This is a genomic window from Brachybacterium rhamnosum (assembly GCF_039526185.1).
Lineage (GTDB): Bacteria > Actinomycetota > Actinomycetes > Actinomycetales > Dermabacteraceae > Brachybacterium > Brachybacterium rhamnosum.
Map to the genome: position 1 here is coordinate 18,723 of NZ_BAAAIS010000002.1, position 22,818 is coordinate 41,540.

General features: G+C 74.2%; 21 protein-coding genes. 5 read left to right on the forward strand and 16 right to left on the reverse strand.

Translation table 11 applies throughout. From position 1 onward, the window contains the following. Positions 1-27 precede the first annotated feature (27 nt). The 6 genes from ABD080_RS01975 to ABD080_RS02000 all read right to left on the reverse strand — a co-directional run bounded on the left by ABD080_RS01975 (position 28) and on the right by ABD080_RS02000 (position 6,500). Complete coding sequence (locus tag ABD080_RS01975) at positions 28-1,080, reverse strand: iron-siderophore ABC transporter substrate-binding protein (RefSeq protein WP_343903443.1); 1,053 nt, start codon at positions 1,078-1,080, stop codon at positions 28-30. A 56-nt stretch (positions 1,081-1,136) separates the two neighbouring features. After that, positions 1,137-2,066, reverse strand: coding sequence for an ABC transporter ATP-binding protein (locus ABD080_RS01980; protein WP_343903444.1), 930 nt, complete (start codon positions 2,064-2,066; stop codon positions 1,137-1,139). 93 nt (positions 2,067-2,159) lie between these two features. Continuing rightward, on the reverse strand, positions 2,160-2,729 hold the full coding sequence (locus ABD080_RS01985; protein WP_343903445.1) for a DinB family protein: 570 nt from the start codon (positions 2,727-2,729) through the stop codon (positions 2,160-2,162). 60 nt (positions 2,730-2,789) lie between these two features. Continuing rightward, positions 2,790-4,106: a uracil-xanthine permease family protein gene (locus tag ABD080_RS01990; protein WP_343903446.1), complete on the reverse strand. Its 1,317-nt coding sequence runs from the start codon at positions 4,104-4,106 to the stop codon at positions 2,790-2,792. Between the two features lie 83 nt (positions 4,107-4,189). After that, entirely contained in the window at positions 4,190-5,965 is a 1,776-nt protein-coding gene (locus tag ABD080_RS01995; RefSeq protein WP_343903447.1) for a DUF7937 domain-containing protein, read from the reverse strand. Positions 5,966-6,080: 115 nt separating this feature from the next. After that, a complete protein-coding gene (locus tag ABD080_RS02000; RefSeq protein ID WP_343903448.1) occupies positions 6,081-6,500 on the reverse strand; it encodes a YccF domain-containing protein in 420 nt (139 codons plus the stop codon). 78 nt (positions 6,501-6,578) lie between these two features. On the opposite strand from ABD080_RS02000, the gene argS reads away from it, so the two are divergent. Continuing rightward, positions 6,579-8,324, forward strand: a complete 1,746-nt coding sequence (gene argS / locus ABD080_RS02005) for an arginine--tRNA ligase (RefSeq protein WP_137768897.1) — start codon at positions 6,579-6,581, stop codon at positions 8,322-8,324. Between the two features lie 126 nt (positions 8,325-8,450). Beyond that, positions 8,451-9,158, forward strand: a complete 708-nt coding sequence (locus ABD080_RS02010; protein WP_343903449.1) for a lysoplasmalogenase family protein — start codon at positions 8,451-8,453, stop codon at positions 9,156-9,158. 33 nt (positions 9,159-9,191) lie between these two features. Here the strand turns inward: ABD080_RS02010 and ABD080_RS02015 are convergent, their stop codons facing one another. After that, on the reverse strand, positions 9,192-10,085 hold the full coding sequence (locus ABD080_RS02015; RefSeq protein ID WP_137768899.1) for an alpha/beta hydrolase fold domain-containing protein: 894 nt from the start codon (positions 10,083-10,085) through the stop codon (positions 9,192-9,194). Positions 10,086-10,172: 87 nt separating this feature from the next. Between ABD080_RS02015 and mtnN the strand changes: the two genes are divergently transcribed. Then, complete coding sequence (mtnN, locus tag ABD080_RS02020) at positions 10,173-10,934, forward strand: 5'-methylthioadenosine/S-adenosylhomocysteine nucleosidase (RefSeq protein WP_137768900.1); 762 nt, start codon at positions 10,173-10,175, stop codon at positions 10,932-10,934. A gap of 6 nt (positions 10,935-10,940) precedes the next feature. Here mtnN and ABD080_RS02025 read toward each other — a convergent pair whose 3' ends face one another. Next, the gene (locus ABD080_RS02025; RefSeq protein WP_137768901.1) at positions 10,941-11,879 is read right to left on the reverse strand and encodes an NAD(P)-dependent oxidoreductase; all 939 of its coding nucleotides are present in this window, start codon (positions 11,877-11,879) and stop codon (positions 10,941-10,943) included. A 68-nt stretch (positions 11,880-11,947) separates the two neighbouring features. Here ABD080_RS02025 and ABD080_RS02030 point away from each other — a divergent pair, with 68 nt between their 5' ends. After that, positions 11,948-13,738 (forward strand): alpha/beta hydrolase, encoded by a 1,791-nt coding sequence (locus tag ABD080_RS02030; RefSeq protein WP_343903450.1) that lies wholly within the window; start codon positions 11,948-11,950, stop codon positions 13,736-13,738. A 36-nt stretch (positions 13,739-13,774) separates the two neighbouring features. Here the strand turns inward: ABD080_RS02030 and ABD080_RS02035 are convergent, their stop codons facing one another. Together ABD080_RS02035 and ABD080_RS02040 are read right to left on the reverse strand one after the other, a co-directional pair. Further along, positions 13,775-14,614, reverse strand: coding sequence for a sulfurtransferase (locus ABD080_RS02035; RefSeq protein WP_343903451.1), 840 nt, complete (start codon positions 14,612-14,614; stop codon positions 13,775-13,777). A 43-nt stretch (positions 14,615-14,657) separates the two neighbouring features. Continuing rightward, positions 14,658-15,884, reverse strand: coding sequence for an endonuclease/exonuclease/phosphatase family protein (locus tag ABD080_RS02040; protein WP_343903452.1), 1,227 nt, complete (start codon positions 15,882-15,884; stop codon positions 14,658-14,660). 140 nt (positions 15,885-16,024) lie between these two features. Between ABD080_RS02040 and ABD080_RS02045 the strand changes: the two genes are divergently transcribed. Then, the gene (locus tag ABD080_RS02045; protein ID WP_137768905.1) at positions 16,025-16,909 is read left to right on the forward strand and encodes an NAD(P)-dependent oxidoreductase; all 885 of its coding nucleotides are present in this window, start codon (positions 16,025-16,027) and stop codon (positions 16,907-16,909) included. 16 nt (positions 16,910-16,925) lie between these two features. Here the strand turns inward: ABD080_RS02045 and ABD080_RS02050 are convergent, their stop codons facing one another. The 6 genes from ABD080_RS02050 to ABD080_RS02075 all read right to left on the reverse strand — a co-directional run bounded on the left by ABD080_RS02050 (position 16,926) and on the right by ABD080_RS02075 (position 22,751). Continuing rightward, positions 16,926-17,462 (reverse strand): AAA family ATPase, encoded by a 537-nt coding sequence (locus ABD080_RS02050; RefSeq protein WP_137768906.1) that lies wholly within the window; start codon positions 17,460-17,462, stop codon positions 16,926-16,928. Next, positions 17,459-19,138 carry an FAD-binding dehydrogenase gene (locus tag ABD080_RS02055; protein WP_343903453.1) on the reverse strand — a complete coding sequence of 560 codons (1,680 nt, stop codon included), beginning with the start codon at positions 19,136-19,138 and terminating at the stop codon, positions 17,459-17,461. The genes ABD080_RS02050 and ABD080_RS02055 overlap by 4 nt, the downstream gene beginning before the upstream one ends. Then, a complete protein-coding gene (locus ABD080_RS02060; RefSeq protein ID WP_137768908.1) occupies positions 19,135-19,461 on the reverse strand; it encodes a hypothetical protein in 327 nt (108 codons plus the stop codon). The genes ABD080_RS02055 and ABD080_RS02060 overlap by 4 nt, the downstream gene beginning before the upstream one ends. A gap of 25 nt (positions 19,462-19,486) precedes the next feature. After that, positions 19,487-20,854, reverse strand: coding sequence for a TFIIB-type zinc ribbon-containing protein (locus tag ABD080_RS02065; RefSeq protein ID WP_343903454.1), 1,368 nt, complete (start codon positions 20,852-20,854; stop codon positions 19,487-19,489). A gap of 26 nt (positions 20,855-20,880) precedes the next feature. Then, positions 20,881-22,083 carry an SPFH domain-containing protein gene (locus tag ABD080_RS02070; protein WP_137771578.1) on the reverse strand — a complete coding sequence of 401 codons (1,203 nt, stop codon included), beginning with the start codon at positions 22,081-22,083 and terminating at the stop codon, positions 20,881-20,883. Between the two features lie 107 nt (positions 22,084-22,190). After that, positions 22,191-22,751, reverse strand: a complete 561-nt coding sequence (locus ABD080_RS02075; protein ID WP_343903455.1) for a helix-turn-helix domain-containing protein — start codon at positions 22,749-22,751, stop codon at positions 22,191-22,193. Positions 22,752-22,818 lie beyond the last annotated feature (67 nt).

Genomic DNA, 22,818 nt, shown 5'->3' on the forward strand with positions numbered 1-22,818 from the left:
CCGTCGGTGCGCTCGCCGTGCGCGGCATCAGCCGGCGATGGCGTCGACGTAGGCGTCGATCGCCTGCTCCGCGGAGCGCGGGCCGCCGAAGGTCCAGATGCCGGTGGGGAACGCGTGGGCGCGGTTCTCGGTCACGGCGGGCAGCTTCGCGTAGAGCTCGTTCTTCTCGAGCTCGGCGACGTAGTCGCCGGCCGGGTCGTCGGTGCCGGTGTAGAAGAGGTTCGCCTCGCCCACCGTGGTCAGGCCCTCGATGTCGGTCTGGCCGAGGCCGTACTGCGGGTCGGTCTCGCCGGTCCAGGCGGCGGTGAGCCCGAGCTCCTCGCCGAGGGCGCTGAACAGGGCGCCCTTGCCGAACGGGCGGATCGAGACGGTGCCGCCGTCGACCCAGCCGTCGAAGTAGACGAAGTCGGTGGTCGGGAGGTCCGCGGAGGCGACCTCCTCCTTCGCGGCGGCGACGTGCTCGTCGAACTCGCCGAGCACGACGTCGGCGCGCTCGGAGCGGCCGGTCGCGTCCCCGATCAGCGTGAAGAGCTCCTTCATGTGGCCGACCGGGTCCGCGGCATCGGCGCCGACGGTCGCGAGGACCGGCACGCCGAGCGTCTCGAGCTGGGCGATGACCTCGTCGTCGGCGGAGGAGACCTCGACGATGATGAGATCGGGGTCCGCGCCGGCGAGGGCGTCGAGGTTGGGCTCGCCGCGGGTGCCGACGTCGGTCGTGCCCTCGGGGAGGGTCTCCGCGGTGTCCCAGGTGGTGAAGCCCTCGACGTCGGCGACGGCGACCGGCGCGACGCACAGGCTGAGGAGGTCCTCGGTCTGCTGCCACTCGAGGACAGCGACCTTCCGGGCGGGCTTCTCGAGCTTCACGGTGCGGCCCACGCCGTCGGTGAGGGTGACGGGGTCGGTGCTCGTGGCGGTCGAGTCGGCGGCGCAGCTCTCGGAGATCGCGGCGGCCGCGCCGCCGTCGTCCGAGCCGGAGCCGGTGGCGGGATCGGCGACCTCGGTGGTGCCGCAGGCGGCGAGGGTGAGGGCGGCGGCGGAGCTCGCGAGCGCGGCGACGAGGCGCCGGGGCATGGGGGTCATCGGGGTCCTCGGGTCAGGGTGGGGTGGCGCGCGGAGGGGTCCTCGGCGCGGGGTGCTCAGGCGCGGGCTGCCGCGGCGCTGAGCGCGGGGTCGCCGGAGCGGTCGCCGGTGTGCGCGGCGTCCCGTCCCGGCTGCTCGCGGCGGGCGTGCCGGCCGCGGGCGTCGATGCGCAGGCGCCCGGTCCCGGGCTCCTGCACCACATCGACGGGGATCTCGTAGACCGCGGTGAGGTGCTCGGAGGTGAGCACCTCCGCGGCGCCGCCCGCGGCGTGGACCTCGCCGCGGCACAGGAGGAGCACCTGGTCGGCGATGCGGGCGGCGTGGTCGAGGTCGTGGAGCACGATCCCCACGGCGGTGCCGTGGAGCTCGGCGAGGTCCCGCACGAGGTCGAGCGTCTCGATCTGGTAGCGCAGGTCCAGGTGGTTCGTGGGCTCGTCGAGCAGCACGATGCCGGTGTCCTGGGCGAGGCAGGAGGCGAGCCAGACGCGCTGCATCTCGCCGCCGGAGAGCTCGCCGACGCCGCGGTCCGCGAGGGCGGTGATCCCGGTGAGCGCCATAGCGTGGTCGATCGCGGCGCGGTCGGCCGGGGAGAGCCCGGCGAAGCGGCGGCGGTGGGGGTGGCGGCCGAAGGCCACGACCTCGCGCACCGCGAGGCCCTGCGGGCTCGAGCGGGTCTGGGTGAACAGGGTCATCGCGCGGGCGAGCTCCATCGGGGACAGCAGCGCGGTGGAGCGCTCGCGGGGGCCACCGTCGGCCTGGTCCTGCAGGCGCACCTCGCCGCCGCTCAGCGGGTGGAGCCGGGCGAGCGCGCGCAGCACGGTGGACTTCCCGCTGCCGTTGGGGCCCAGGAGGGCGGTGACCGTTCCGGGCCGGAGCGCGACGTCGACCCCGTGGACGACGGGCGTGCGGCCGTACCGGAGCACGAGCTCCTCGCCGATCAGCGCCGGGGCGGGGACGGTCGGGGCGAGGGCGGCGGACTGGGGCACGCGAGCGAGCTTAGCCTCGCCTCACCTCATTACGAAAGCGGGTCCATGCGTCAATTCGGCAACGGTGCTCCGGCGCCGTCGAGGGCCGGGCCCTCAGTAGCCGGTCGCCGCGTCCACCCGCTCCCGCAGCAGGTCCATGTGCCCCAGGTGCCGGGCGTACTCCTCGATGAGATGCGTGAGGATCCAGCGCAGGTTCAGCTGCTCGCCCTTCCGCAGCCCGCGCACCGGAGCATCGAGATCCGTCCAGGCCGCTGCCGACTCCCGGGCCAGCGCGACCTCCTCGCGGTAGGCCTCGACATCCGCCGCCGCGGTGCCGCCCGCGGCGCCCTCGATATCGCCGTCGGGCCGCTCGGGCGTCGAGTAGCGGTCCGGGACGTCGAGGTCGTGGAGCACCTCCCGCAGCCAGTACGCCTCGACCTCGGTGAGATGGCGCAGCACGCCCAGCAGGCTCAGCGTCGAGGGCGGGCACGAGCGCTCCGCGAGCTGCGCAGGGGTGAGGTCCTGGACCTTCAGCAGTGCGGTCAGGCGGTACTCCTCGAGCCAGGAGTCCAGGAGCTCACGCTCCCCGCCGAGCTTCGGGCCGCCGTCCCGGGTGTCGGCGATGCCGGTGAGGACGGGGTCACCGGAGGCGGGGTCGTAGGAGGCGGGCTCGTGGGTGGTCATGCCCCCGATCCTCCCCCGGCGCCGGGCCGCGACGCCAGAGGATTCCCGGGCGCCGCCCGGTCAGCTCTGCGACGTCGCGGGACCCGCCGCGACGGGCTCCGCGGCCGCGTCCCCGGCCGGGGCGTCGGTCCCCGTGAGGCGGCCCAGGCCGCTCATGCCGTGGTAGATCGCGAGCGCCGCGAGAGTGCCCAGGGCGATCCCGGTGAAGGCGAAGCCGCCGAGCTGCCAGTGGAGGTCCGCGATCGCGATGGTGAGCGAGACGCCCGCGGTGATCTGGTTCTTGGGGCGCGAGAAGTCGACCCTGCCGTCGACCCACATGCGGAAGCCGACGATCGCGATGAGGCCGTAGAGAACGAAGGTGACGCCGCCCAGCACACCGGCCGGGATCGTGTTGATGACCGCCCCGACCTTGGGCGAGAGGGAGAGCAGGATCGCCACGACGCCCGCGACCCAGTAGGCCGCGGTGGAGTACACGCGGGTCGCGCTCATGACGCCGATGTTCTCGCCGTAGGTGGTCGTGGGCGAGCCGCCGAAGGTCGCCGAGAGCGCAGTCGCGAGGCCGTCGGCCGTGAGGGTCCGCCCCACCATGTGGTCGAGGTTCCTCCCCGTCATGAGGCCGACGCTCGTCACGTGGCCCACGTTCTCCGCGAGCAGCACCACGATCACCGGCAGGAAGATCGGCAGCAGCGTGAGGTCGAAGGTGGGGTGGTGGAACTCGGGCAGGCCGAGCCAGTGGGCCTCGCGCACGGGGGTGAAGTCCACCTCGCCCCGCAGCACCGCGATGACGTACCCGACGATCACGCCGATCAGCACGCTGATGCGCCCCAGCAGCCCCTTGAACAGGGCCGTGCAGAGGATGATCGCGACCAGGGTGAGCGCCGCGGTGACGGGGGCCTTCGAGAAGTTGTTCTCGTAGCTCGAGGGCACCAGGTTCAGCCCGATCAGCGCGACGATCGAGCCCATCACCACCGGCGGCATGAGCCTGGAGATCCAGCCGGTGCCGACCTTCTGCACCACCAGGCCGAGCGCCGCGAGCAGCAGGCCGGTGACGAGCACGCCGCCGAGCGCCGCGCCCATCGAGTCCGCCTGCGTGGAGGCGGTGATCGGGGCGATGAAGGCGAAGGAGGAGCCCAGGTAGCTGGGCACCCGGTTCCGGGTGAGCAGCAGGAACAGCAGGGTGCCGAGGCCGGAGAACAGCAGCGTGGTCGAGGGCGGGAAGCCCGTGATCACCGGCACCAGGAAGGTCGCGCCGAACATGGCGACCACGTGCTGCGCGCCGATGCCGACGGTGAGCGGCCAGGCGAGGCGCTCCTCCGGGCGGACGATCGCGGTGGGGGCGACGGTGCGGCCGTCACCGTGCAGGGTCCAGCGGAACATGGGGCGTCCTTGAGGGGAGGAGCGGGAGGGGGGATACGGGGCCGCCGGCAGGTCCCGCCGGCGGCAGGACCCCGGGCGGAGGGTCAGGAGCCGGGGAAGCTCTTCTTGCGCGAGCGCTCCTCGGTGACGTCCGGGACGCGCGCCAGGAGCGACTCGCGGCCGGAGCCGTGGGCGCGGAAGTCCGCGAACATCCGGGAGAGGTCCGGGGCGCCGAACTCGTCGCGCACAGGGGCGGGCACCGTGAGCATGAGCGCCGCGGCCACACCGACCGCGAGCGCGGTGCCGCCGGTGGTCAGGCCCGCACCGGCGCCGATCGCGATCGAGTTGACGATGATGTCGAGGAAGCCGACGACCACGAGCACCACGCTCGCCACGACGCCCGTCGCGCGGGCGAGGGCCGCGGGCCGCTCGAGCAGCGCCTTCCGGGCGAAGAGCGACACCGCGACGAAGCACGCGCAGACGGCGGCGTCGACGAGGTGCAGCACAGGGCCGCCCAGGGTGATCCCGGCGGTCCCGGTGATCGCGGCGAGCAGGTGCCACAGCACCGCCGCGGCGTGCAGGAGGGCGCTGAACTCCATCGCCCGCACCGTGTACACGAGCCAGTCCGCGCGGCGGAAGGAGACCGGCATCGAGCGCACGAACGAGCGGGAGATCATCAGGCCGAACGCCGCGAACAGGAACGGCAGGTAGACGTAGCTCGTCGCGAAGCTCGCGGGCGCCGCGAACTGCAGGCGCACGGTGTTGTCCGCGAGCGCGAGGACCACGAGCCCGCCCACGGCCCCGGTCGAGAACACGAACCAGGAGCGGTCGCGGCCCAGGAGGTCCGGCCGCAGCGCCGAGCCCAGCACGATGCCCAGCAGCACCACGGAGATCACGGTGCTGCCGAAGGTGTTGAGCGAGTACTGCCAGCCGGTCGTGAACACGCGGCCCACGATCATCACGAGCGCCACGACCAGCGCGAGGGCCGCCGCGCCGGCGACGCCCCCGAGCAGACGGCGGGACCAGGTGCGGGCCTGCTGCTGGGGCACGTAGCCCTCGTGCGCGCGCGGCTCGATGCCGACGACCGATCCGAGCAGCAGCAGCGAGACGCCCACGCCGAGGCCCACCGGGGGGCCGTCGGGCAGCGAGGCGAAGAGCACGGGCACGGAGAGCACGAGGTCCGCGACGATCGTGCCGATCGCGGTGAGCAGGGCGGGCAGGAGCCCGATGATCCGCACGGCGCGCACGAGGCGCAGGTTCGGGGTGGCCGGGATCCAGCGCAGCAGGTGCACGGCGACGAGGGCCACGAGGGCGATGCCGAGCGCGATCCGGCCCACGAGGTCCACGACCGGCAGCGCGCCCAGGGTGAAGCTCGTGGTGAGCGCCGCGAGCAGGCAGATCAGCGCGAGCACGTCCCGGAGGGCGTCGAAGATGCCGAGGTCCTGGAAGCGTGCGGGGATGGTGATGGTGGAGAGCTGGGCGCGGCCGTCGTCCTCCGCGTTCGGGGTCGTGCCGGAGCGCGCGTAGCTGCGCCGCGGCGCCTCGGCGGCGTCCCCGTCCTCGCCGTCGACGGCCGGGATCACGCCGGTCGCGGCGTCGGGCTCGTCGCCGCGGCCCACGGCCGGGCGGGGCCGACGGGGCTTGCCCGCGGCGCGGAGGGCGGCGGCGTCGATCTCGGAGAGGTCCGCGGTCTCGCCCTCCCCCGGCGGCAGCGCGGGCTCCTCGCGGCGGGCGAGCAGGGGCGCGGCGTAGCGGTCGAACTCCGAGCGCGAGGGCAGGCGCTCCGTGGGGAGCGTGCGCGGATCGGAGGAGGCGAAGATCCAGTCCGCGTCGTCCGGGCTGTCCCCGCGGCGTGGATCGCCTGTCCTCGTCCCTGCCATCGTCCCTGCGTCTCCTCGTCCTGCGAGCCGGTGTGCGCCCCTGCGCACTCCTCCGGGGCGATTCTACGAAGCGCCGGCCCGCTCGGAGGCGACGGCGCGCCGCGTGTGAGGCAGGTCAGCGGGCGGTCGGGAACATCTGCGCGCGCAGCGACGAGGAGTCCACGACGTCCTTGCCGAAGGGGAAGCAGGTCACGGGGATCAGCTTCACGTTCGCCCACGCGAGGGGCAGTCCGATGATCGTCACGGCCTGGGCGACGGCGGTGACCACGTGCCCGAGGGCCAGCCACCACCCGGCCACGAGGAACCAGATCACGTTGCCGATCGCGCTCGCGGCGCCCGCCCGGCCGGTGTCCACGACCTCCCGACCGAAGGGCCAGATCACGAAGCCGGCGATGCGGAAGGAGGCGAGGCCGAAGGGGATCGTCACGACGAGCAGGAACGCGAGGAGGCCGGCGACGACGTAGGCGAGGAACAGGGACCAGCCGGCGGTCAGCAGCCAGATGATGTTCAGGACCAGGGTGATGAGGGAGCGCATGACCTCCACGGTAGGGGCGGTGTGGCCGGGCCGACAGGGGGAAGACCCCCGTGTCCGCTCCCCAGTACGCTGGATCCCATGCCTGCTCCCGAGATCGCGCTGACCGAGCGCTTCCAGTCCGCCTTCGTCGCCGCCTTCGGGCCGGAGTACGCGGACGCCGATCCGATCATCCGTCCCTCCCAGTTCGCGGACTTCCAGTGCAATGCCGCGATGGGCCTGGCCAAGCGCCTGGGACGCAAGCCCCGCGACATCGCCGCGGAGATCCTCGCCGCCGTGGACCTCGAGGACGTGGCGGAGACGCCGGAGATCGCCGGACCGGGCTTCCTCAACATCCGCCTGCGCACCGACTGGGTCGCCGCGCAGGCCGCGGAGCTCGCCGAGGACGAGGCGCTCGGAGTCCCCGTCCCTGAGCACGTGGACACCGTCGTCATCGACTACTCGGCGCCGAACGTCGCCAAGGAGATGCACGTGGGCCACCTGCGCACCACGGTCGTGGGCGACGCGATCGCCCGCACCCTGGAGAAGCTGGGCCACACGGTCGTGCGCCAGAACCACATCGGCGACTGGGGCACCCCCTTCGGCATGCTCATCGAGCACCTCCTCGACGTGGGCGAGGACAGCGACGAGGCGGGCCTGCTGACGACCGACCCCAACGCCTTCTACCAGGCCGCCCGCGCGAAGTTCGACGCGGACCCGGAGGCGACGGGCTTCGCCGCGCGGGCCCGCGCGCGCGTCGCGACCCTGCAGTCCGGGGACGCGGAGTCGCTGCGGATCTGGACGGACCTCGTGGGCATGTCCAAGGAGTACTTCCACCGGATCTACGACCTGCTCGACGTGACGCTCACCGACGACGACCTCGCCGGGGAGTCCACCTACAACGCGGACCTCGAGACCGTGTGCGCGGAGCTCGAGGCGGCCGGCCTCGCGCGGATCTCCGACGGCGCCCTGTGCGTCTTCCCGCAGGGGTTCACCGGCCGCGACGAGCAGCCGCTGCCGCTGATCGTCCGCAAGTCCGACGGCGGCTACGGCTATGCGACGACGGACCTCGCCGCCGTGCGCCGCCGCGTGCGGGAGCTCGGCGCGGACCGCATCGCCTACGTCGTGGGCACCTCGCAGGAGCTGCACCTCTCGATGGTCGCCGAGACCGCCCGCGAAGCCGGCTGGCTGCCCGAGGACGTCGAGGCCACGCACGTGAAGATCGGTTCCGTGCTGGGCGAGGACGGCAAGATCCTCCGCACCCGCTCGGGCGCCTCGCTGCGCCTCGCGGCCCTGCTCGAAGAGGCCGTCGCGAAGGCCCGCACCGTCATCGACGAGCTGCGCCCCGACCTCCCCGAGGACGAGCGCGCGCAGATCGCCCGGGCGATCGGGATCGGCGGCGTGAAGTACGCGGACCTCTCCACCGCGCACGACTCCGACTACACCTTCGACCTGGACCGGATGCTCGCCCTCACCGGCAACACCGCCCCGTACCTGCAGTACGCGGTGGCGCGCATCCGCTCGATCGGGCGCCGCGCCGAGGCGCAGGGCGTGACGGCCGCCGCCGTGCCGCTCGTGGAGAACGCCGCGGAGCGGGCGCTCGCGCTGCAGCTGCTGCAGTACGGCCCGGTCCTCGCCCAGGTGGGGGCCGCCTACGAGCCGCACCGCCTCGCCGCGTACCTCTTCTCGCTCGCGCAGGCGTTCACCGCCTTCTACGACGCCTCCCCCATCCTCAAGGAGAGCGACGAGGGCGTCCGCGCCGGGCGCCTCGCCCTCGCGCGTCTCACCGAGCGGGTGCTCGTGGAGGGTCTGGACGCGCTCGGCGTGACCGCCCCGCAGCAGATGTGACGGCGCCGGGCACGGCCTCGGGTGACGCGACCGTTACCCGACCGTGCCCGGCCGTTACCAAGCCGTGCCCCGCGCACCCTGCATTCCCGCTGGCCACGGCGGCGGAAACCTCCATAGCCTGGAGCCGTGCCCCTGTGTCGACGAGCTCATGTCGCGATCTGGGGGAGCTATGCCCTGATCGGGGTGATCCACGTGCTCGCCGTCGCGGCGGAGGCCGAGACGCTGCGCCGGCTCACCCAGCCGCTGCTGGCCCCGCTGCTCATCGCCGCCGTGCTCACCGCCGCGCCGCGGTTGCAGCGCACGACCGTCCTCACCCTCGGCGGCCTCCTCGCCGCCTGGGCCGGGGACTCGCTCGGCCAGCTGGTCCCGGACCCGAGCCACCTCATCGCCCCCGTGGCCTTCCTCGTGGCGCTGCTGCTCTACGCGGCGGCCCTGGCCCCGCAGTGGGCGCACAGCCGCGACCCCATGCGCCTCGCGCTCGCGATCCCCTACGGGGCGGTCGTCATCGGGCTCTTCGTCGCGTGCGCGGACGGCGCGGGCAGCCAGCTCCCGCTCGTCGCGGCCTATGCGGTGGGCCTCGGCGTGACCGCCTTCATCGCGGCCGGCGGGAACCCGCTGACCTGGGTCGGCGGGACGCTGTTCCTCGTCTCGAGCTCGGTGCTCGCGATGGACTGGTTCCTCCCGGGCGCCGCGATCCCCATGAGCGACGTGTGGGTCATGGCGACGTACATCGCGGGCCACGGACTGCTCGTCGCCGGGATCGTGCAGCTGCTGCCCTCGCGCCGCTGGACGCCCGCGCAGTCCGGCGCCGCCCTCGTCATCGTCGAGAGCTAGAGCGCACTCCCGCTCCGGGCGGGACGCCCCGCCTCAGCGGCCCAGCGCGCGCCCGATCGCCTCGGACTGCTCGCGGTGCAGGCGGTCCACGTCCTCGCCGCGCCGCTGCCACAGCTGCAGGCCCAGGCGGCCGCTCACCTCGCGCAGGGCGACCTCGACGCCCTCCTCCTCGAGCTGGAGGCGGAGCACGCGGACGTCGGAGAGGAACAGGTCCTTCATCCCGACGCCGAGGTGCACCGGCGGCAGGCCGCGATGGCCCGCGTTGATCGGGGAGAGCTCCGGGTCGTCCAGCGGCGTGCGGCCGGCGTAGGCGCGGGCGGCGTCGCGCAGCGCCCGGCGCTCGTGCACGGGATCCGACTCGCCCGTCTCCGAGATGCCCGCGTTCGCGAGCTCGAGGTCCAGCCACGGCGACATGACGACGACCCCGCCGGGGGACGGCACGTCCTCGCGCTCGATCAGGCGCCGCGCGACGGTGAGGGCGACGCCGCCGCCGGAGTGCTGGCCCGTGAGCACCCAGGGCGCCTCGAGACGGCCCGCGGCGGCGAGCGCGGCGAGCACCGACTCGGTGTCCTCGATCGCGATGGGGTGCTGGTGGTCGGGGGCCGTGCGGTAGTCGACCATGAGCGCGGCGCAGCCCTGCGCCTCCGCCTGCCGCGACAGCCACGCCCAGTCCGAGGCGAACGGGCCCGAGACGTAGGCGCCCCCGTGGAGGTGCACGATGACGCCCTGGTCGGCGCGGTGCTCGTCGAGCCAGACGCAGCGGGTGCGGCCGATCATCTCGACCTCGACGCCGTGCCGCTTGAGCACCCCGGCCTGGGGGCGCGCACGGCGCGCCTCCCGCAGGGCCGGCAGCGACACCGCCGAGGGGATCGGGATCCGGCGCACGGTGCGCGCCCCCTGGAGCACGACGTCCCCGATGCGTCCCATTGCTGCCTCCTGCCCGCGACCCGCAGGTCGCCTCGCCGACGGTCTCCCCCAGCCTAACGAACCCGCCTGCACGATAGATTCACGGTCATGACCCATGCCTCCGACGTGCCCGTCGGCCCCGATGCCCCCGCCCGTCCCGCCGGACCGCTGCTGGTCCTCGCGGCCATGCCCGAGGAGGCGGCCGCGATCACCGCGCTCATGGCGGACGCCGAGCCGCTCGCGGTCCCGCTCGCCGGGGTCGCGGCCGTGCGCGGGGCCCTCGGCGGCCAGGACACCGCCGTGGTCACCACGGGGATCGGCGTCGCGGCCTCGACCGCGGCGGCGACCTGGGCGATCCTCTCGCTGCGCCCGCGGGCGGCGGTCGCGGCCGGCTCGTGCGGCGGTCTCGCCGCCGATGTCGAGGTGGGCACCCTGATCGTGGGCGACGCCTTCACCTGGTCGATCGCGGACGCCACGGCCTTCGGCTACGCGCCGGGGCAGGTGCCGGGCGGGCCCGAGCGCCATGTCGCCGAGGCCGCGATCGCGGATCTCGCGGAGGCCTCCGCACGGGCGGTCGACGAGGGCGCGGGGGTGCGCCGCGGGCTCATGCTCGCGGGGGACGCCTTCGTCACGGCCCCGCTCGCCGCCCCCATGCGCGAGCGCTTCCCCGAGGCGCTCAGCGCGGACATGGAGACGACGGCCTCCGCCCGCACGGCCGAGGCGCTCGGGGTGCCCTTCGCGGCGCTGCGCGCCGTCTCCGACCTGTGCGGTCCCGCCGCCGGCCAGCAGTTCCACCTCGAGCTCGACGAGGTCGCGCGGACCTCCGCGCTCGCGGTCCAGGAGCTCGCCGCGCGGCTCGCCCGCGGCTGAGGGGACTCAGCCCGCGGGGTGCAGCAGCTCCTCGCCCGCGTCGAGCCGACGGAGGTTCTCGGCGATCCGATCGTCCGCGCCCACGGGCTTCCCGCCCGCGGAGTGCGGGGTGATGATCAGCCGCGGCGCGTCCCACAGCGGGTCGTCCTGCGGGAGCGGCTCGGGGTCGGTGACGTCGAGCGCGGCGCCGCCGATCGTGCCGGCGACGAGCGCCTCCCGCAGCGCCGCCTGGTCCACGGTCGCGCCGCGGCCCACGTTCACCACGACGGCGCGGTCCGGGAGGGCGTCCAGGACGGCCGCGTCGATCGCGTGGGCGGTGCTCCCGGTCGCGGGGAGGATGTCGATGAGGACGTCGGTCGCGGGCAGCGCGGCGGCGACGTCGGCCTCCGCGATCACCTCGAAGCCGGACCGCTCCCCCGCGCTGCGGGCGACGCCGCGCACGTGCGCGCCGAGCCCGGCGAGCACCGGGGCGACCGTCTGCCCGATCTGGCCGAACCCCCAGATGAGCACCTCGGCGCCGACGAGGCTGTTGAGACGCTCGGGCGGGTTGAGCGGCTGCAGGCCGCCGATCGAGCGGTCCCACTCGTGGCGCGACTGCGCGGCGAGGGAGGCGGGGAGGCTGCGCAGCAGGGCGAGGACGAGGCCCACGGTGTGCTCGGCGACGGTGAGCGAGTGCAGGCCGGCCCCGGTCGTGACGACGGCCCCGTCGCGGAAGCCCGCGGCGACGATGTTCTCGACCCCGGCGGAGAGCGACTGCACGAGGCGCACGCCGGTGAGGTCCCGCGCGGCGGACTCGAGGTGGGAGCGGCTGGGCCCCCACAGGACGATCGCCTCGGCGTCGTGGTGAGCGGCGGGGATCGGGGCGCGCGCGTCGACCTCGACCGCCTCCCAGCCCTCGGGCAGCGCAGGGTCCAGGGGCATGGTGTCCGGGAGCAGGATCTTCATCGTCCCAGCCTACGGGGATGGACCTTCGCAGGGGGTCCGACGGGGGCCCCGTGGACTAGCCTCGAACCATGCGACCAGGCCCTGGCCCCTCCGCTCCCCGCCTCGCCCACCTGCTCACCCGCACCGCCCGCACGCTCCGCTCGGTGACCCGCGCGACCCGCCGCGGGGTGCGCCGTGCGGAGGTCACCCGGCCGCTCTCGAGCGGCGGCTTCCTGGGCGCCGCGGCCGCGGGCTGGGTCGCCACCACCCCGTCGATGCTGCCGCGCACGTGGTGGATGTGGGCGGTGAACATCGGGCTGTCGCAGTCCTACGGCTACACGACCGGTGTGCTCGCCGAGCGGCTCGTGCGCCGCGGCGCCGCGGCGCTGGGCCTCGAGGTCGGGATCGCCGAGGACCACCGCCGCCGCGCCCGCCTGCTCGGCGCGTCCGCGCTGGTCGGGATCTCCGCCTACTCGTGGGTGCGGGGAGTGCTGCGCCAGCGCGAGATCAGCCATCTGGTCCAGCAGCGTCCCCAGAACCTCGCCACGCACCTCGTGGGGACGGCCGCGGGACTCGGCGCCTCGCTCGGCGTGCTCGCGGCGGTGCGCGCGATCGGGGCGACCGCGGATCTCTACCGCGCCCTGCTGCGCCCGTACCTGCCCACCCGCCTGCTGGGCGTGGTGTCCCTCGTGCTGACCCTTGCGACGGTCGCCGTCGCCGTGGACCGCCTGATCCGCGGGCGCGTGCTCGAGCAGATGATCGAGCAGGCGGAGGCCGCGAACCGGCTCATCTCCCCGAACGTGCCGCGCCCGGACTCCCCCGCCCGCTCCGGCAGCCCCGCCTCCCACGAGTCGTGGCCCTCGCTCGGGGCCCCCGGCCGCAAGATCGTCTCGGGCGGCGCGAGCCCCGAGGTGATCTCCGCGGCGATCGGCGCGCGCGCCATGGACCCGATCCGCGTGTACGCCGGGAAGTCGACCTCCCGCACGATGGAGGAGACGGTGCAGGCGGTGCTCGCGGAGCTGGACCGCACGGGCGCCTGGGACCGCGAGGTGCTCGTGCTGTTCACGGGCACCGGGACCGGCTGGCTGCAGGAGTGGTCGCTCTCCGCGATCGAGTTCCTCACCGCCGGGGACTGCGCGACCGCGTCGATGCAGTACTCCGTCTACACCTCGGGCCTGAGCTACGTCGTGGACCGGCGCAGTCCCAAGCAGGCCGGGCGCCTGCTCTTCCAGGCCGTGCGGCGGCGGCTGGACGCGATGGAGCCGGCCAGCCGGCCCCGGCTGTTCGTCGCCGGGGAGTCGCTCGGCTCGTTCGGCGGGCAGGCCGCGTTCCGGGACCTCCCGGACCTGCTCGCGAAGGTCGACGGCGCCGTCTGGACGGGCACCCCGTCCTTCACGCCGCTGTGGCAGCAGGTCGTGGCCCGCTCCCGGCCGGGCTCCCCCGCGATCGCGCCGATCATCGACCAGGGCCGGCACGTGCGGGTCGTGACCCGGCCCCGGGACCTGCACCGCAACTACTGGGGCGGGCTGTACGAGCCGTGGCGGTCCCCGCGCGTGGTCTACGCCCAGCACCCCTCCGACCCGGTCGCCTGGTGGCGGCCGTCCCTGCTGTGGGAGGAGCCGGACTGGCTGCGCGAGCGCGTGGGGCACGACGTCACGCCGGCGATGCGCTGGTCCCCGTGGATCACCTTCTGGCAGGTCGCCCTGGACATGCCGCTCTCGGTCCGCGCCCAGGGTGGGCACGGGCACTCCTACCGCGAGGAGATGGTGCCGATCTGGGCCGCCGTGCTGGGCCAGGACGTCGCCCCGGGCGGCGAGCACGAGCAGCGGCGCCGGCACGAGCGGATCGTGAGGGCGATCCGCGAGGTCGCCCGCGGCTGATCCCGGCGCGCGGGGGCCGGGCTCAGCGGGTCGTGCTCAGGGCGTGGGGCCGGTGGCGACCGGGCGCTGCGGGTCGCTGCTCCACTGCGACCACGAGCCCGGGAACAGGCGCACGCGGGAGAACCCCGCCCGCTGCAGGGCGAGCACGTCGTGGGTCGCGGTGACGCCGGAGCCGCAGTAGACGAGCACCTCCTGCTCGGGGTCGAGGCCCGCGCCGGTGAAGCGCTCGCGCAGCGCCTCCGGGGACAGGAAGCGGCCCTGCTCGTCGAGGTTCCCGGCGTAGGGGAGGTTCAGCGCGCCGGGCACGTGGCCGGCGCGCGGGTCCACGGGCTCCACCTCACCGCGGTAGCGCTCGGCGGCGCGGGCGTCGAGCACGGGGCCCTCCGCCGCGGCGACCTCGTCGATCCCGGCGATCGTGGCCGCGGGCCACTCCCGGGGGCCGACGTCACCGGGCTCCGGCCGCACGTCCTCCCGCTCGAGCGGGCCGTCCCAGGCGGCGAGGCCGCCGTCCAGGAGCGAGGCGTCCTGACCGATCGCGCGGAGCATCCACACGAGGCGGGCCGAGGGCGAGCGGTCGGTGTCGTCGTAGGCGACCACCCGGGTGCCCTCGTCGATCCCGAGGCCGCGGAGGGTCGCCGCGAACGCCTCCGGCGAGGGCAGGGGGTGCCGGCCGGCGGCGGGATCCGCGGGGGCGGCGAGCTGGGTGGTGAGGTCGACGTAGACCGCGCCCGGCAGGTGCCCCTCGAGGTAGGAGTGGTGGCCCTTGGAGCCGTCGAGCGCCCAGCGCACGTCGAGCAGGCGCACCGCCGCCCCCTCCTGCGCGAGCAGCTCGTGGAGGGCGGGGACGTCGAGGACCGGGGGCAGCGCGTCAGTCATGGCCCGACCCTAGCGCCCGCTCCCCCGCGGCCGGGCAGCCGGCTCAGCGGCCGGTGATCCGGAGGTCCACCCGCACGAGGCGGTGGTCGGAGGTCGGGAAGGGATGCTCGCCGGTGAGCTCGCTGCCGGCCTCGCCCTTCTTCGGCCAGAAGACGCGGGCGTCGGTGACCTTGAGGTTCTTCGAGGGGAGCACGTAGTCCACGCGGAGGTTCCCGGGGCGCGGGTTCTCGGCGAAGTCCGCGGTGTCGTACCTCGGGTCGGTCCCGTGCTCGAGGTTCACGCCGCCCTGCTCCGTCGCGGCCTCGACCGCGCCGGTGCTCGTGGGGCGGGGGTCCTGGATCCGCGGGTGCTTGAGCAGCTGGTCGATCGCGCCGGGCCAGGAGTCGCCGTCGAGCGGGTCGGAGTTGTGGTCGCCGAGGATCACGAAGGAGGCGCTCGTGTCGAGGCCCCCGGCGACCCCGGCGTCGTCGACGATCCAGCGGGAGACCTTCCCGGCGCGGAGGTAGTCCGCCCACAGCCGGATCTCGTCGTTGTTGCGCCGCCGGTTGCGCTTCTCCGGCCCGTCGAAGCTGGGCGGGGTGGGGTGGGCGCACAGCACGTGGAGCGTCGAGGTGCCGATCTGCACGGGCACGTCCCAGTGGGACTTTGAGCTGAGCCGCAGCTGCGCGGAGATCTCCTCGCCGTAGAACTCGGTGGGGAGGAGGTTGCTGGGCATGTCCTTCCACAGGAGGTTCTGGAAGGTGCGCACCTGCTCGGTGAGGATCGGGAAGCGCGAGAGCAGCAGCATCCCGTACTGGCCGGGGAACTCGCCGAAGCCCCAGGCGTCGTTCGCGCCGCCCACGGTGCCGTCGCGGTCGAGGTCCAGGCCGCTCGGCACACCGGTGTTCACCGGTGCGGAGTACACGTAGGGGTAGTGCACGGGGGTGCAGCCGTTCTGGCTGACCTCGAGGTAGTTGCTGCGGAAGAGGTCCGCGCCGCGGCCCTCCTCGTCGAAGTCGAACTCGTTGACGAGCAGCACGTCGGGATTGTTCATCTGGATGACCTGGGCGACGGCCCGGATCTGCGCGTCGGTCCCGGACTCGAGGTCCTTCAGGAGCTGCCCGGCGGTGGCGCGGTTCAGCGAGGCGTTGTAGGTCGCGATCCGCACCCCCTCGCCGCGACGCCCGAGGGCCGGCTGGGCGGCGCGGGCCGCGGTGCCCGCGACGGGCACCCCCAGCCCGGCGGCGGCTGCGGCGGCGAGAGCTCCACGACGGGTGATCTTCGAGGTCATGGTCTCCATCATGCACGGCTCCCGGTGCGGCTCGCCAGCCGGGCCGGGCGTCGTGGGTGAACACTCCGAGAATGTCCGGTGCGCCTCCCGAGCGCCGGACCGGCCGTCGCCGGGAACGGTCACGGTGCGAGACTGGCGGCATGAGGATCGCCTTCCTGGGAACCGGACGGATGGGCACCGAGCTGGCCCGTCACCTGTTGACCGAGCACGAGCTGACGGTGTGGAACCGCACCGCCGCCCGCACCGCCCCGCTCGCGGAGGCGGGAGCACGGGTGGCGCCGACGGCGGCGGAGGCCGTGGACGGCGCCGAGCTGATCGTCACCTCGCTCTTCGGACCCGACGCGGTGCGCGAGACGGTGCTCGCGCCCGGGCTGGTCCCCGCGGGCGTGCCGTGGGTGGACACGACGACCGTCTCCCCCGCCGATGCCGACGACTTCGCGGCCGCGGTCCCCACCTACGTCGCCGTGCCCGTGGTCGGCACGCTCGGCCCGGCCCGTGCCGGTGCGCTCGGCGTCTACGTGGGCACGCCGGACGACGCCCTGCGCGAGCAGGTGCTCGGTCTGGTGGCGCCGTGGGCGGATCCGGAGCGGCTGCGGGGCGTGGCCTCCGCTCGGGCCGCGGCGACCGGGAAGCTGCTCGCGAACCTCGCCCTCGCGGTGAGCGCGCAGGGCCTGCGGGAGGCGCTCGCCCTGGGCGCGGCCGCCGGGGTCAGCGACGAGGAGACCCTCGACATGCTCGGCTCGACGGGCCTCGCCTTCATCGCCGGCATGAAGGGCTCCTTCGTGCGCGGCGAGCGCGGCACGGAGGGCGGTGACTTCACGGCCGATGCGATCGCGAAGGACGCCCGGCTCATGATCGACACGGTCGCCTCCGCGTCCGACGGGGCCGAGGGCTGCCGCCCCGGCGCGGACCTCCCTGCCCTGCGCGGGGCTCTCGCCTCCCTCGACGCGGAGATCGCCGCGGGACACGGCGACCACGACTTCTCGACGGTGCTCCTGCCGGGGGCACGCGGCACCGCGGACTGAGACCGGCCGCTCCCGCTCAGAGGCCCGCCGCGGCGAGCACCGCGCGGGCCGTCTCGCGCGGGGAGCCGACCTGCTCCACGGACACGTCCTCCACGGCGGCGGCGTCGAGGATCGCGGTGAGCTCGTCGAAGCGGTCACGGTGCCAGGCGAGGCCCTCGGGATCCAGAGCGTGGCGCTCGCGGAGCCGCTCCCGCACCAGCTCCCGCGGCGTGCGGATCCGCACCACGGTGAGCGGGAGGCCCATGGCCTGCTCGTAGGCGTCGCGGGCGGAGCGCTCCTCGATGACCTCGGCCGCGACGAGCACCTGCGCCCCGGCCTCGAGGTGGATCGCGGAGAGCGCCGTGAGGGCGCGCAGGGTGAGGGCCGCGTGAAAGCGGTCGCCGGGCGGGGCGGGCCAGGCGCGGCGCAGGGCGTCGACGTCGAGGACCGCCCCGGGGATCCCGCGCTCCTCGAGCTCGTCGCCCACCGCGTCGGCCGTGGTCGTCTTGCCGACGCCCACCGCGCCGGTGATCAGCAGCGCGCGGCCGGTGCCGTGCCCGGGGCCCGCGCTCATCGGAGGTCCGCCACGATCCCGCGGCCGGCCTCCCGGCCGGAGAACAGGCAGCCGCCGAGGAAGGTCCCCTCGAGGGCGCTGTGGCCGTGCATGCCGCCGCCGCCGAAGCCGCTCGCCTCCCCCGCCACGTACAGCCCGGGCAGGGTGCCGGTGCCGTCCGCCCGCTGCACGCGCCCGCCGAGGTCCGTCTCGAGCCCGCCGAGGGTCTTGCGCAGCAGCACGTGCAGGCGCACCGCGATGAGCCCGCCCGCCGCCGGATCCAGCAGGCGGTGCGGGGCGGCCGTGCGGATCAGCCGGTCCCCGAGGTAGCGACGGGCGCCGCGCAGCGCGGTGATCTGCGCGTCCTTGCCGAAGGCGTTGACGACCTCGGCATCGCGGGCGCGGATCGTCCGCTCGAGCGCGACGGCGTCCACGAGCTCCTCCCCCACGAGCGCGTTCATCGCAGCGGTGAGCTCGGGGACGCTCCCCGCCTGCAGGAAGTCCTCGCCGTGGTCGAGGAAGGCCTGCACGGGCCCGGGCGCCCCGGGGCGCACCCGGGCGAGGACCTGCCGCCAGTCGCGGCCCGTGAGATCGGGGTTCTGCTCGCTGCCGGAGAGCGCGAACTCCTTCGCGATGATCGCGGGGGTGAGCACGAACCACGAGTGGTCGTGGCCGGTGGTGCGCAGGTGGCGCAGCGTCGACATGGTGTCGAAGCCGGGGAAGGCCGGGGCGGGCAGTCGCTGCCCGAGGGCGTCCACCCAGAGCGAGGAGGGGCCGGGGAGGATGCGGATGCCGTGCCCGCGCCACACCGGGTCCCAGTTCCTCACGCCCTCGGTGTAGTGCCACATGCGCCGCTGGTGGATCCAGCTGCCGCCCGCGGCGTGGGCGGCGATCATGCCGCTGCCGTCCACGCTCTCCGGCACCCCGTGGACGATGTCGTGCGGCATGGTGCCGAGCTCCTCGGGCCAGCGCTCCCGCACGAGCTCCGCGTTCCCGCCGATCCCGCCGGTCGCGACGAGCACCGCGGGCGCGCGGAGCTCGAACTCCCCCACGACCTCGCGGCTCGATCCGCTGCCGCGCGGCGCGGGGTCCTCGGCGAGCACGTCTCCGCGCACGCCGACGGCGCGACCGCCCTCGACGAGCACCTCGGTGACCGCGCGCCGGGTGAGCAGACGCACCTGCCCGCTCGCACGGAGCTCGGCGAGGCGGCGGGCGAAAGGCTCGACGACGCCGGGACCGGTGCCCCAGGTGACGTGGAAGCGGGGCACCGAGTTCCCGTGCCCCTCGGCGCGGCCGTCGCCGCGCTCCGCCCAGCCCACGACGGGGAAGCTGCGATGCCCCAGGGCATGCAGCCAGGAGCGCTTCTCCCCCGCCGCGAACTGCAGGTAGGCCTCCGCCCAGCGGCGGGGCCAGTGGTCCTCGGGGGAGTCGAAGGCGGCGGTGCCGAGCCAGTCCTGCCGGGCGAGGTCGAGGCTGTCGCGGATGCCGAGGCGGCGCTGCTCGGGGGTGTCGATCATGAACAGCCCGCCGAAGCTCCACCAGGCCTGCCCGCCGAGGTCCTGCTCGCCCTCCCGCTCGAGCAGCAGCACGCTCCGCCCGCCCCGGGCGATCTCGCACGCCGCGACGAGGCCGGCGAGCCCGGCGCCGACGACGATCGCGTCGGCCTCGCCCGCACCGGCCCCGCGCGGGGTGGTCATCGCACCTGGATCCGCTGCACCCGCACGAGGTGGTCGTCCTCGTTGGAGCCGTTCATCCGGCGCGAGCGCTGACGATTGTTCGAGCCCACGCGACGATCGGCGCTCCTGAGGTTGCCGACCGAGACCTCCGTCTTGCGCTCGAACTCGTGGCGCTTGTCGGTGTTGCGGTAGAAGCGATAGATCCCGAGGTACACCGCGATGAAGACGGCGGGCCCCGCGAGGAAGGGGAAGAGGATCCCGGCGGAGCCGTCCCCGGAGGAGTTCCCGGCCAGCAGCGTGGTGACGCCGGGATCGCCGGTGAGGGCGAGCAACAGGTCGTTCATGGGGTCCTGTCCTTCCGGTGCGGGCTCAGCTGAGGAACCAAGCCAGGCCGATCGCCCCGCCGATCACGGCGGCGAGCGTCCCGAGGACGCACGAGAGCGCGAAGATCAGCGGGTGGGAGACGGGCACGGAGCCCATCGTGTTGCCGTTGCGGCCGTTGACGGCGATGTAGTGGATCAGGGAGCCGTCGCCCTTGGCGCTGTCCGCGTAGCTGTACAGCCACACCGGCACGTACACGGACACCCAGCGGGTGCCGCGCACGGCGACGCCCTCCTGCTCCCAGCGCACCCCGCGGTCGAAGTTCGCGACGGTGGGCTGCACCTTGGAGCGGGCGATCGCGAGGAAGTCCTCCTCGACGTCCTGGTCGAGGTCGCGGACGTTGAGGTCACGGCGCTCGGAGGTGAAGCCGGTGAGGTAGCTCGAGTTGTAGACGACGGCGTTCGCCGTGTCGTACGGCTGGACAGCATTGAGGACGTTGTTCGTCGCCTGGGAGGCGTCCTCCGCCTGGAAGCGGCGGGCGGACTCGACGGCGAGGTCGTTGACGAGCAGGTCGAAGCCGCGCTGGACCTGGTAGACGTCCGCGTCGTAGTACTGCTCGGTGACGTAGTTGTCCCCCACCTTGCGGCGCACCGTGTACGAGCGGGTCGTGACCTCGCCCGTGCCGCGCAGCTCGGCGTGCATGTTGCCGTCGACCACCATGTAGGGGATGTAGACGCCCATGACGTTCTCGGGCACGAACTCGCGCTTGAAGCGGGGGCTCGCGAAGGTGCGGCGCTTGTCGACGAAGGCGGAGATCCGCTCGACGGCCTCCTCCCGGGTGAGGAGGAAGGGCAGCACGGCGTCGGGCACGGCCCCGCCGGGGATCTGGCTGTTGACGGAGAGGGTCTGCCGGCACCAGTGGCAGCGGGACTGCATCTGCTCGGCGATGTTGATGACGACCTCGGCGCCGCAGCCCTGGCACTTCAGGGTGACGGTGGTGAGGTCCTCACGGACGTCGGCCGTGCCGGAGGCGAGGGTGTGGCCCTGCAGCTCCGCGATCGAGGAGTCCAGGCCGAACTTCTGCTCCGCGACCTCCTCGTTCCAGTGGTGGCGGCAGTACGCGCACTCGAGCGCGCGGGCGGGGATCGAGTAGCGGATCTCCGCGCTGCCGCAGCGCGGGCACTTGTGCAGGCCGTCGCCCACGGAGGAGCTCGTGTCGACGACGCGGTCGCCGCCTGCCGGCGGTCCCGTCGGGACCTGCGGGTCGGCGGGCTGCTGCGGAGGGGCGGCCTGCTGCGGGGGCGCAGGCGACCGCTCCCCCTGCGGCGGGGTGGGCTGCCGCTGCGGGGCGGGCGGGCCGCCGGGCCCCTGGGTGGGGCCCGACGGCTGCTGCCACGGCGGCTGCTGCGGGGGCACGGACATGACGGTTCAGCGGCCTCCGGTCACAGACCCAGGGCGTTCTTCTTCGCCGCCTCGTAATCGGCCTCGGAGATGAGCCCCTGGTCGAGCATCTGCTTGTACTGGGCGAGCTTCGCGACCGGGTCGTCACCGCGGCCCTGGGCGGGCGCCTGCTGCTGGGGGGCCGTCTGCTGCTGAGGCTGCTGCTGCGGGACGCCGGTCTGCTGGACGGGGTTCACGAGGCCGCCCGCGGCGCCCGCGCCGGCGCCGAACATGGCCAGGCCCGCGCCGCCGCCGTTCTCCCCCGCGGCCTGCACGCCGCGCGCGACGGACTGGTTGAGGTAGGACTGCGAGCGGGCGCCGGAGAGCGCATCGGCCTTCTGCACCTCGGTGAGCAGCTCGCGGGTGCGCTGGTCGTACTCGATGGAGACGATCGCGGTCTTCACGATCGCGAGGCCGCGATCGGTGGACCAGCGGTAGTTCTCCTCGACGGCGGCGGAGAGCGACTGCGCGAAGCCCACGGAGTCGCCCTGGATCTTCGTGATCCGGTTGCCCTTGTCGGGATCGTTCGTGTACTTCGAGAAGGCGGCGGCGAGCGAGCCGACGACCTCCTGGAAGAGCTGGCCGCCCGCGGGGTTGTCCACGTCGCCGAAGTCGAAGACCGGGGCGTTCGCGGAGAGGTACGTCGCGGGCAGGAAGTTGTGCACGAACAGCAGCGGGTCCACGATCCGCAGCGTGTACGAGCCGCGGGTCACGGCGCCCACCTGGGCGTTGAGGTACGCGTCGTCCCAGTAGATCTCCGACTGCGTGCCGAAGCGGTTGTCCGGGATCTCCTTGAGGTTCACGTAGAACGCGAGCTGCTGGGAGGTGGGGCGGCCGCCGAACTTGAACCGCTCCCAGGACATGCCGATCGTCGAGGCGAGGAAGCCCTCCCCCGCGAACACGGACTGGGCGTCCGGTGAGGAGTCGGAGAACTCGTAGCCGCCGGCCTCGGTGATGAGCGCCGTCGCGCGACCGTCGATCACGGTGATCAGGCCGTAGCCCTGCGGGACCACGATCTTCGAGCCGTTGGTGATGACGTTCTCGCTGCCGCGGGTGTTCGAGCCGCGCCCCGCGTTCGTCCCCCGCGGCACCGCGGCGAACAGCGCCGCCGTCGGCGGGAGGCCGTCGGGGACCGTCAGGAAGTCCTTCCACTGGTCCGCGAGCATGCCGCCGAGAGCGCCCTTGAATGCCTGGATGAAGCCCATGGTGTCTCCTTCGATATCCCCCGTCATGTGACGCGCACCATCGTAGCGGCGGGCCCTGGACATCAGCAGGACAGCAGCTGGGCCCGAGCTCCCGGCGGGCCCGGGGTTCAGTCCTGAGTGCTCGCGGCCGACGGGGGCTCGGGGGGCTCGGGCAGCAGCACGGTCGCGAGGCTCACGCGGTGCTTCCCCTCGCCGCCGTCCTCGAGGTACGGGGCGAGGAGCGCGGTGAAGCCCTCCTGGATCGCGGCGAGGTCGTCGGCGTCGACGTGGATCGGCCCGCGGCCGAAGCCCCAGAGCTCGCGCAGGGCGGGGGCGTCGGCCGCGAGGGCGCGGTCCGCGTCGGCCGCGAGGTCGGCGAGGAAGACGCGCAGGGCGGAGGCGAGCTGGGCGGTGCTCATGGCCCGCAGGCCCTCCTGGTCCACGTGGGCGAGGGCGTCGCCGAGGGCGAGGGTGCGCTCGGTCGCGCCGCGCACGCGCCGCTCCTCGACCACGGTGACGACGCCCGCGTCGAGGAGCGCGGTGACGTGGCGGTAGAGGGTCGCCTGGGTGACGTCGGGCAGCGCCTCGCGGAGCTGGGCGGTGGTGCGCGTGCGGCCGCCGAGCTGCTGGACGATCCGCGAGCGCACGGGGTGCAGGACGAGGTCGAGGGCGGAGGGATCCGCGGGCATGCCTTCCCCAATCATTCTCATACTGATAACGTTCTCGCTATGAGACCAGTCTATCGGGACGGTCACG

Bases quoted from the DNA above. Each gene is read 5' to 3' on its own strand.
- ABD080_RS01975 (WP_343903443.1), bottom strand. From the start codon at position 1,080: ATGACCCCCATGCCCCGGCGCCTCGTCGCCGCGCTCGCGAGCTCCGCC.
- ABD080_RS01985 (WP_343903445.1), bottom strand. From the start codon at position 2,729: ATGACCACCCACGAGCCCGCCTCCTACGACCCCGCCTCCGGTGACCCC.
- ABD080_RS01990 (WP_343903446.1), bottom strand. From the start codon at position 4,106: ATGTTCCGCTGGACCCTGCACGGTGACGGCCGCACCGTCGCCCCCACC.
- ABD080_RS01995 (WP_343903447.1), bottom strand. From the start codon at position 5,965: ATGGCAGGGACGAGGACAGGCGATCCACGCCGCGGGGACAGCCCGGAC.
- ABD080_RS02000 (WP_343903448.1), bottom strand. From the start codon at position 6,500: ATGCGCTCCCTCATCACCCTGGTCCTGAACATCATCTGGCTGCTGACC.
- argS (WP_137768897.1), top strand. From the start codon at position 6,579: ATGCCTGCTCCCGAGATCGCGCTGACCGAGCGCTTCCAGTCCGCCTTC.
- ABD080_RS02015 (WP_137768899.1), bottom strand. From the start codon at position 10,085: ATGGGACGCATCGGGGACGTCGTGCTCCAGGGGGCGCGCACCGTGCGC.
- mtnN (WP_137768900.1), top strand. From the start codon at position 10,173: ATGACCCATGCCTCCGACGTGCCCGTCGGCCCCGATGCCCCCGCCCGT.
- ABD080_RS02025 (WP_137768901.1), bottom strand. From the start codon at position 11,879: ATGAAGATCCTGCTCCCGGACACCATGCCCCTGGACCCTGCGCTGCCC.
- ABD080_RS02030 (WP_343903450.1), top strand. From the start codon at position 11,948: ATGCGACCAGGCCCTGGCCCCTCCGCTCCCCGCCTCGCCCACCTGCTC.
- ABD080_RS02035 (WP_343903451.1), bottom strand. From the start codon at position 14,614: ATGACTGACGCGCTGCCCCCGGTCCTCGACGTCCCCGCCCTCCACGAG.
- ABD080_RS02040 (WP_343903452.1), bottom strand. From the start codon at position 15,884: ATGACCTCGAAGATCACCCGTCGTGGAGCTCTCGCCGCCGCAGCCGCC.
- ABD080_RS02045 (WP_137768905.1), top strand. From the start codon at position 16,025: ATGAGGATCGCCTTCCTGGGAACCGGACGGATGGGCACCGAGCTGGCC.
- ABD080_RS02050 (WP_137768906.1), bottom strand. From the start codon at position 17,462: ATGAGCGCGGGCCCCGGGCACGGCACCGGCCGCGCGCTGCTGATCACC.
- ABD080_RS02055 (WP_343903453.1), bottom strand. From the start codon at position 19,138: ATGACCACCCCGCGCGGGGCCGGTGCGGGCGAGGCCGACGCGATCGTC.
- ABD080_RS02060 (WP_137768908.1), bottom strand. From the start codon at position 19,461: ATGAACGACCTGTTGCTCGCCCTCACCGGCGATCCCGGCGTCACCACG.
- ABD080_RS02070 (WP_137771578.1), bottom strand. From the start codon at position 22,083: ATGGGCTTCATCCAGGCATTCAAGGGCGCTCTCGGCGGCATGCTCGCG.
- ABD080_RS02075 (WP_343903455.1), bottom strand. From the start codon at position 22,751: ATGCCCGCGGATCCCTCCGCCCTCGACCTCGTCCTGCACCCCGTGCGC.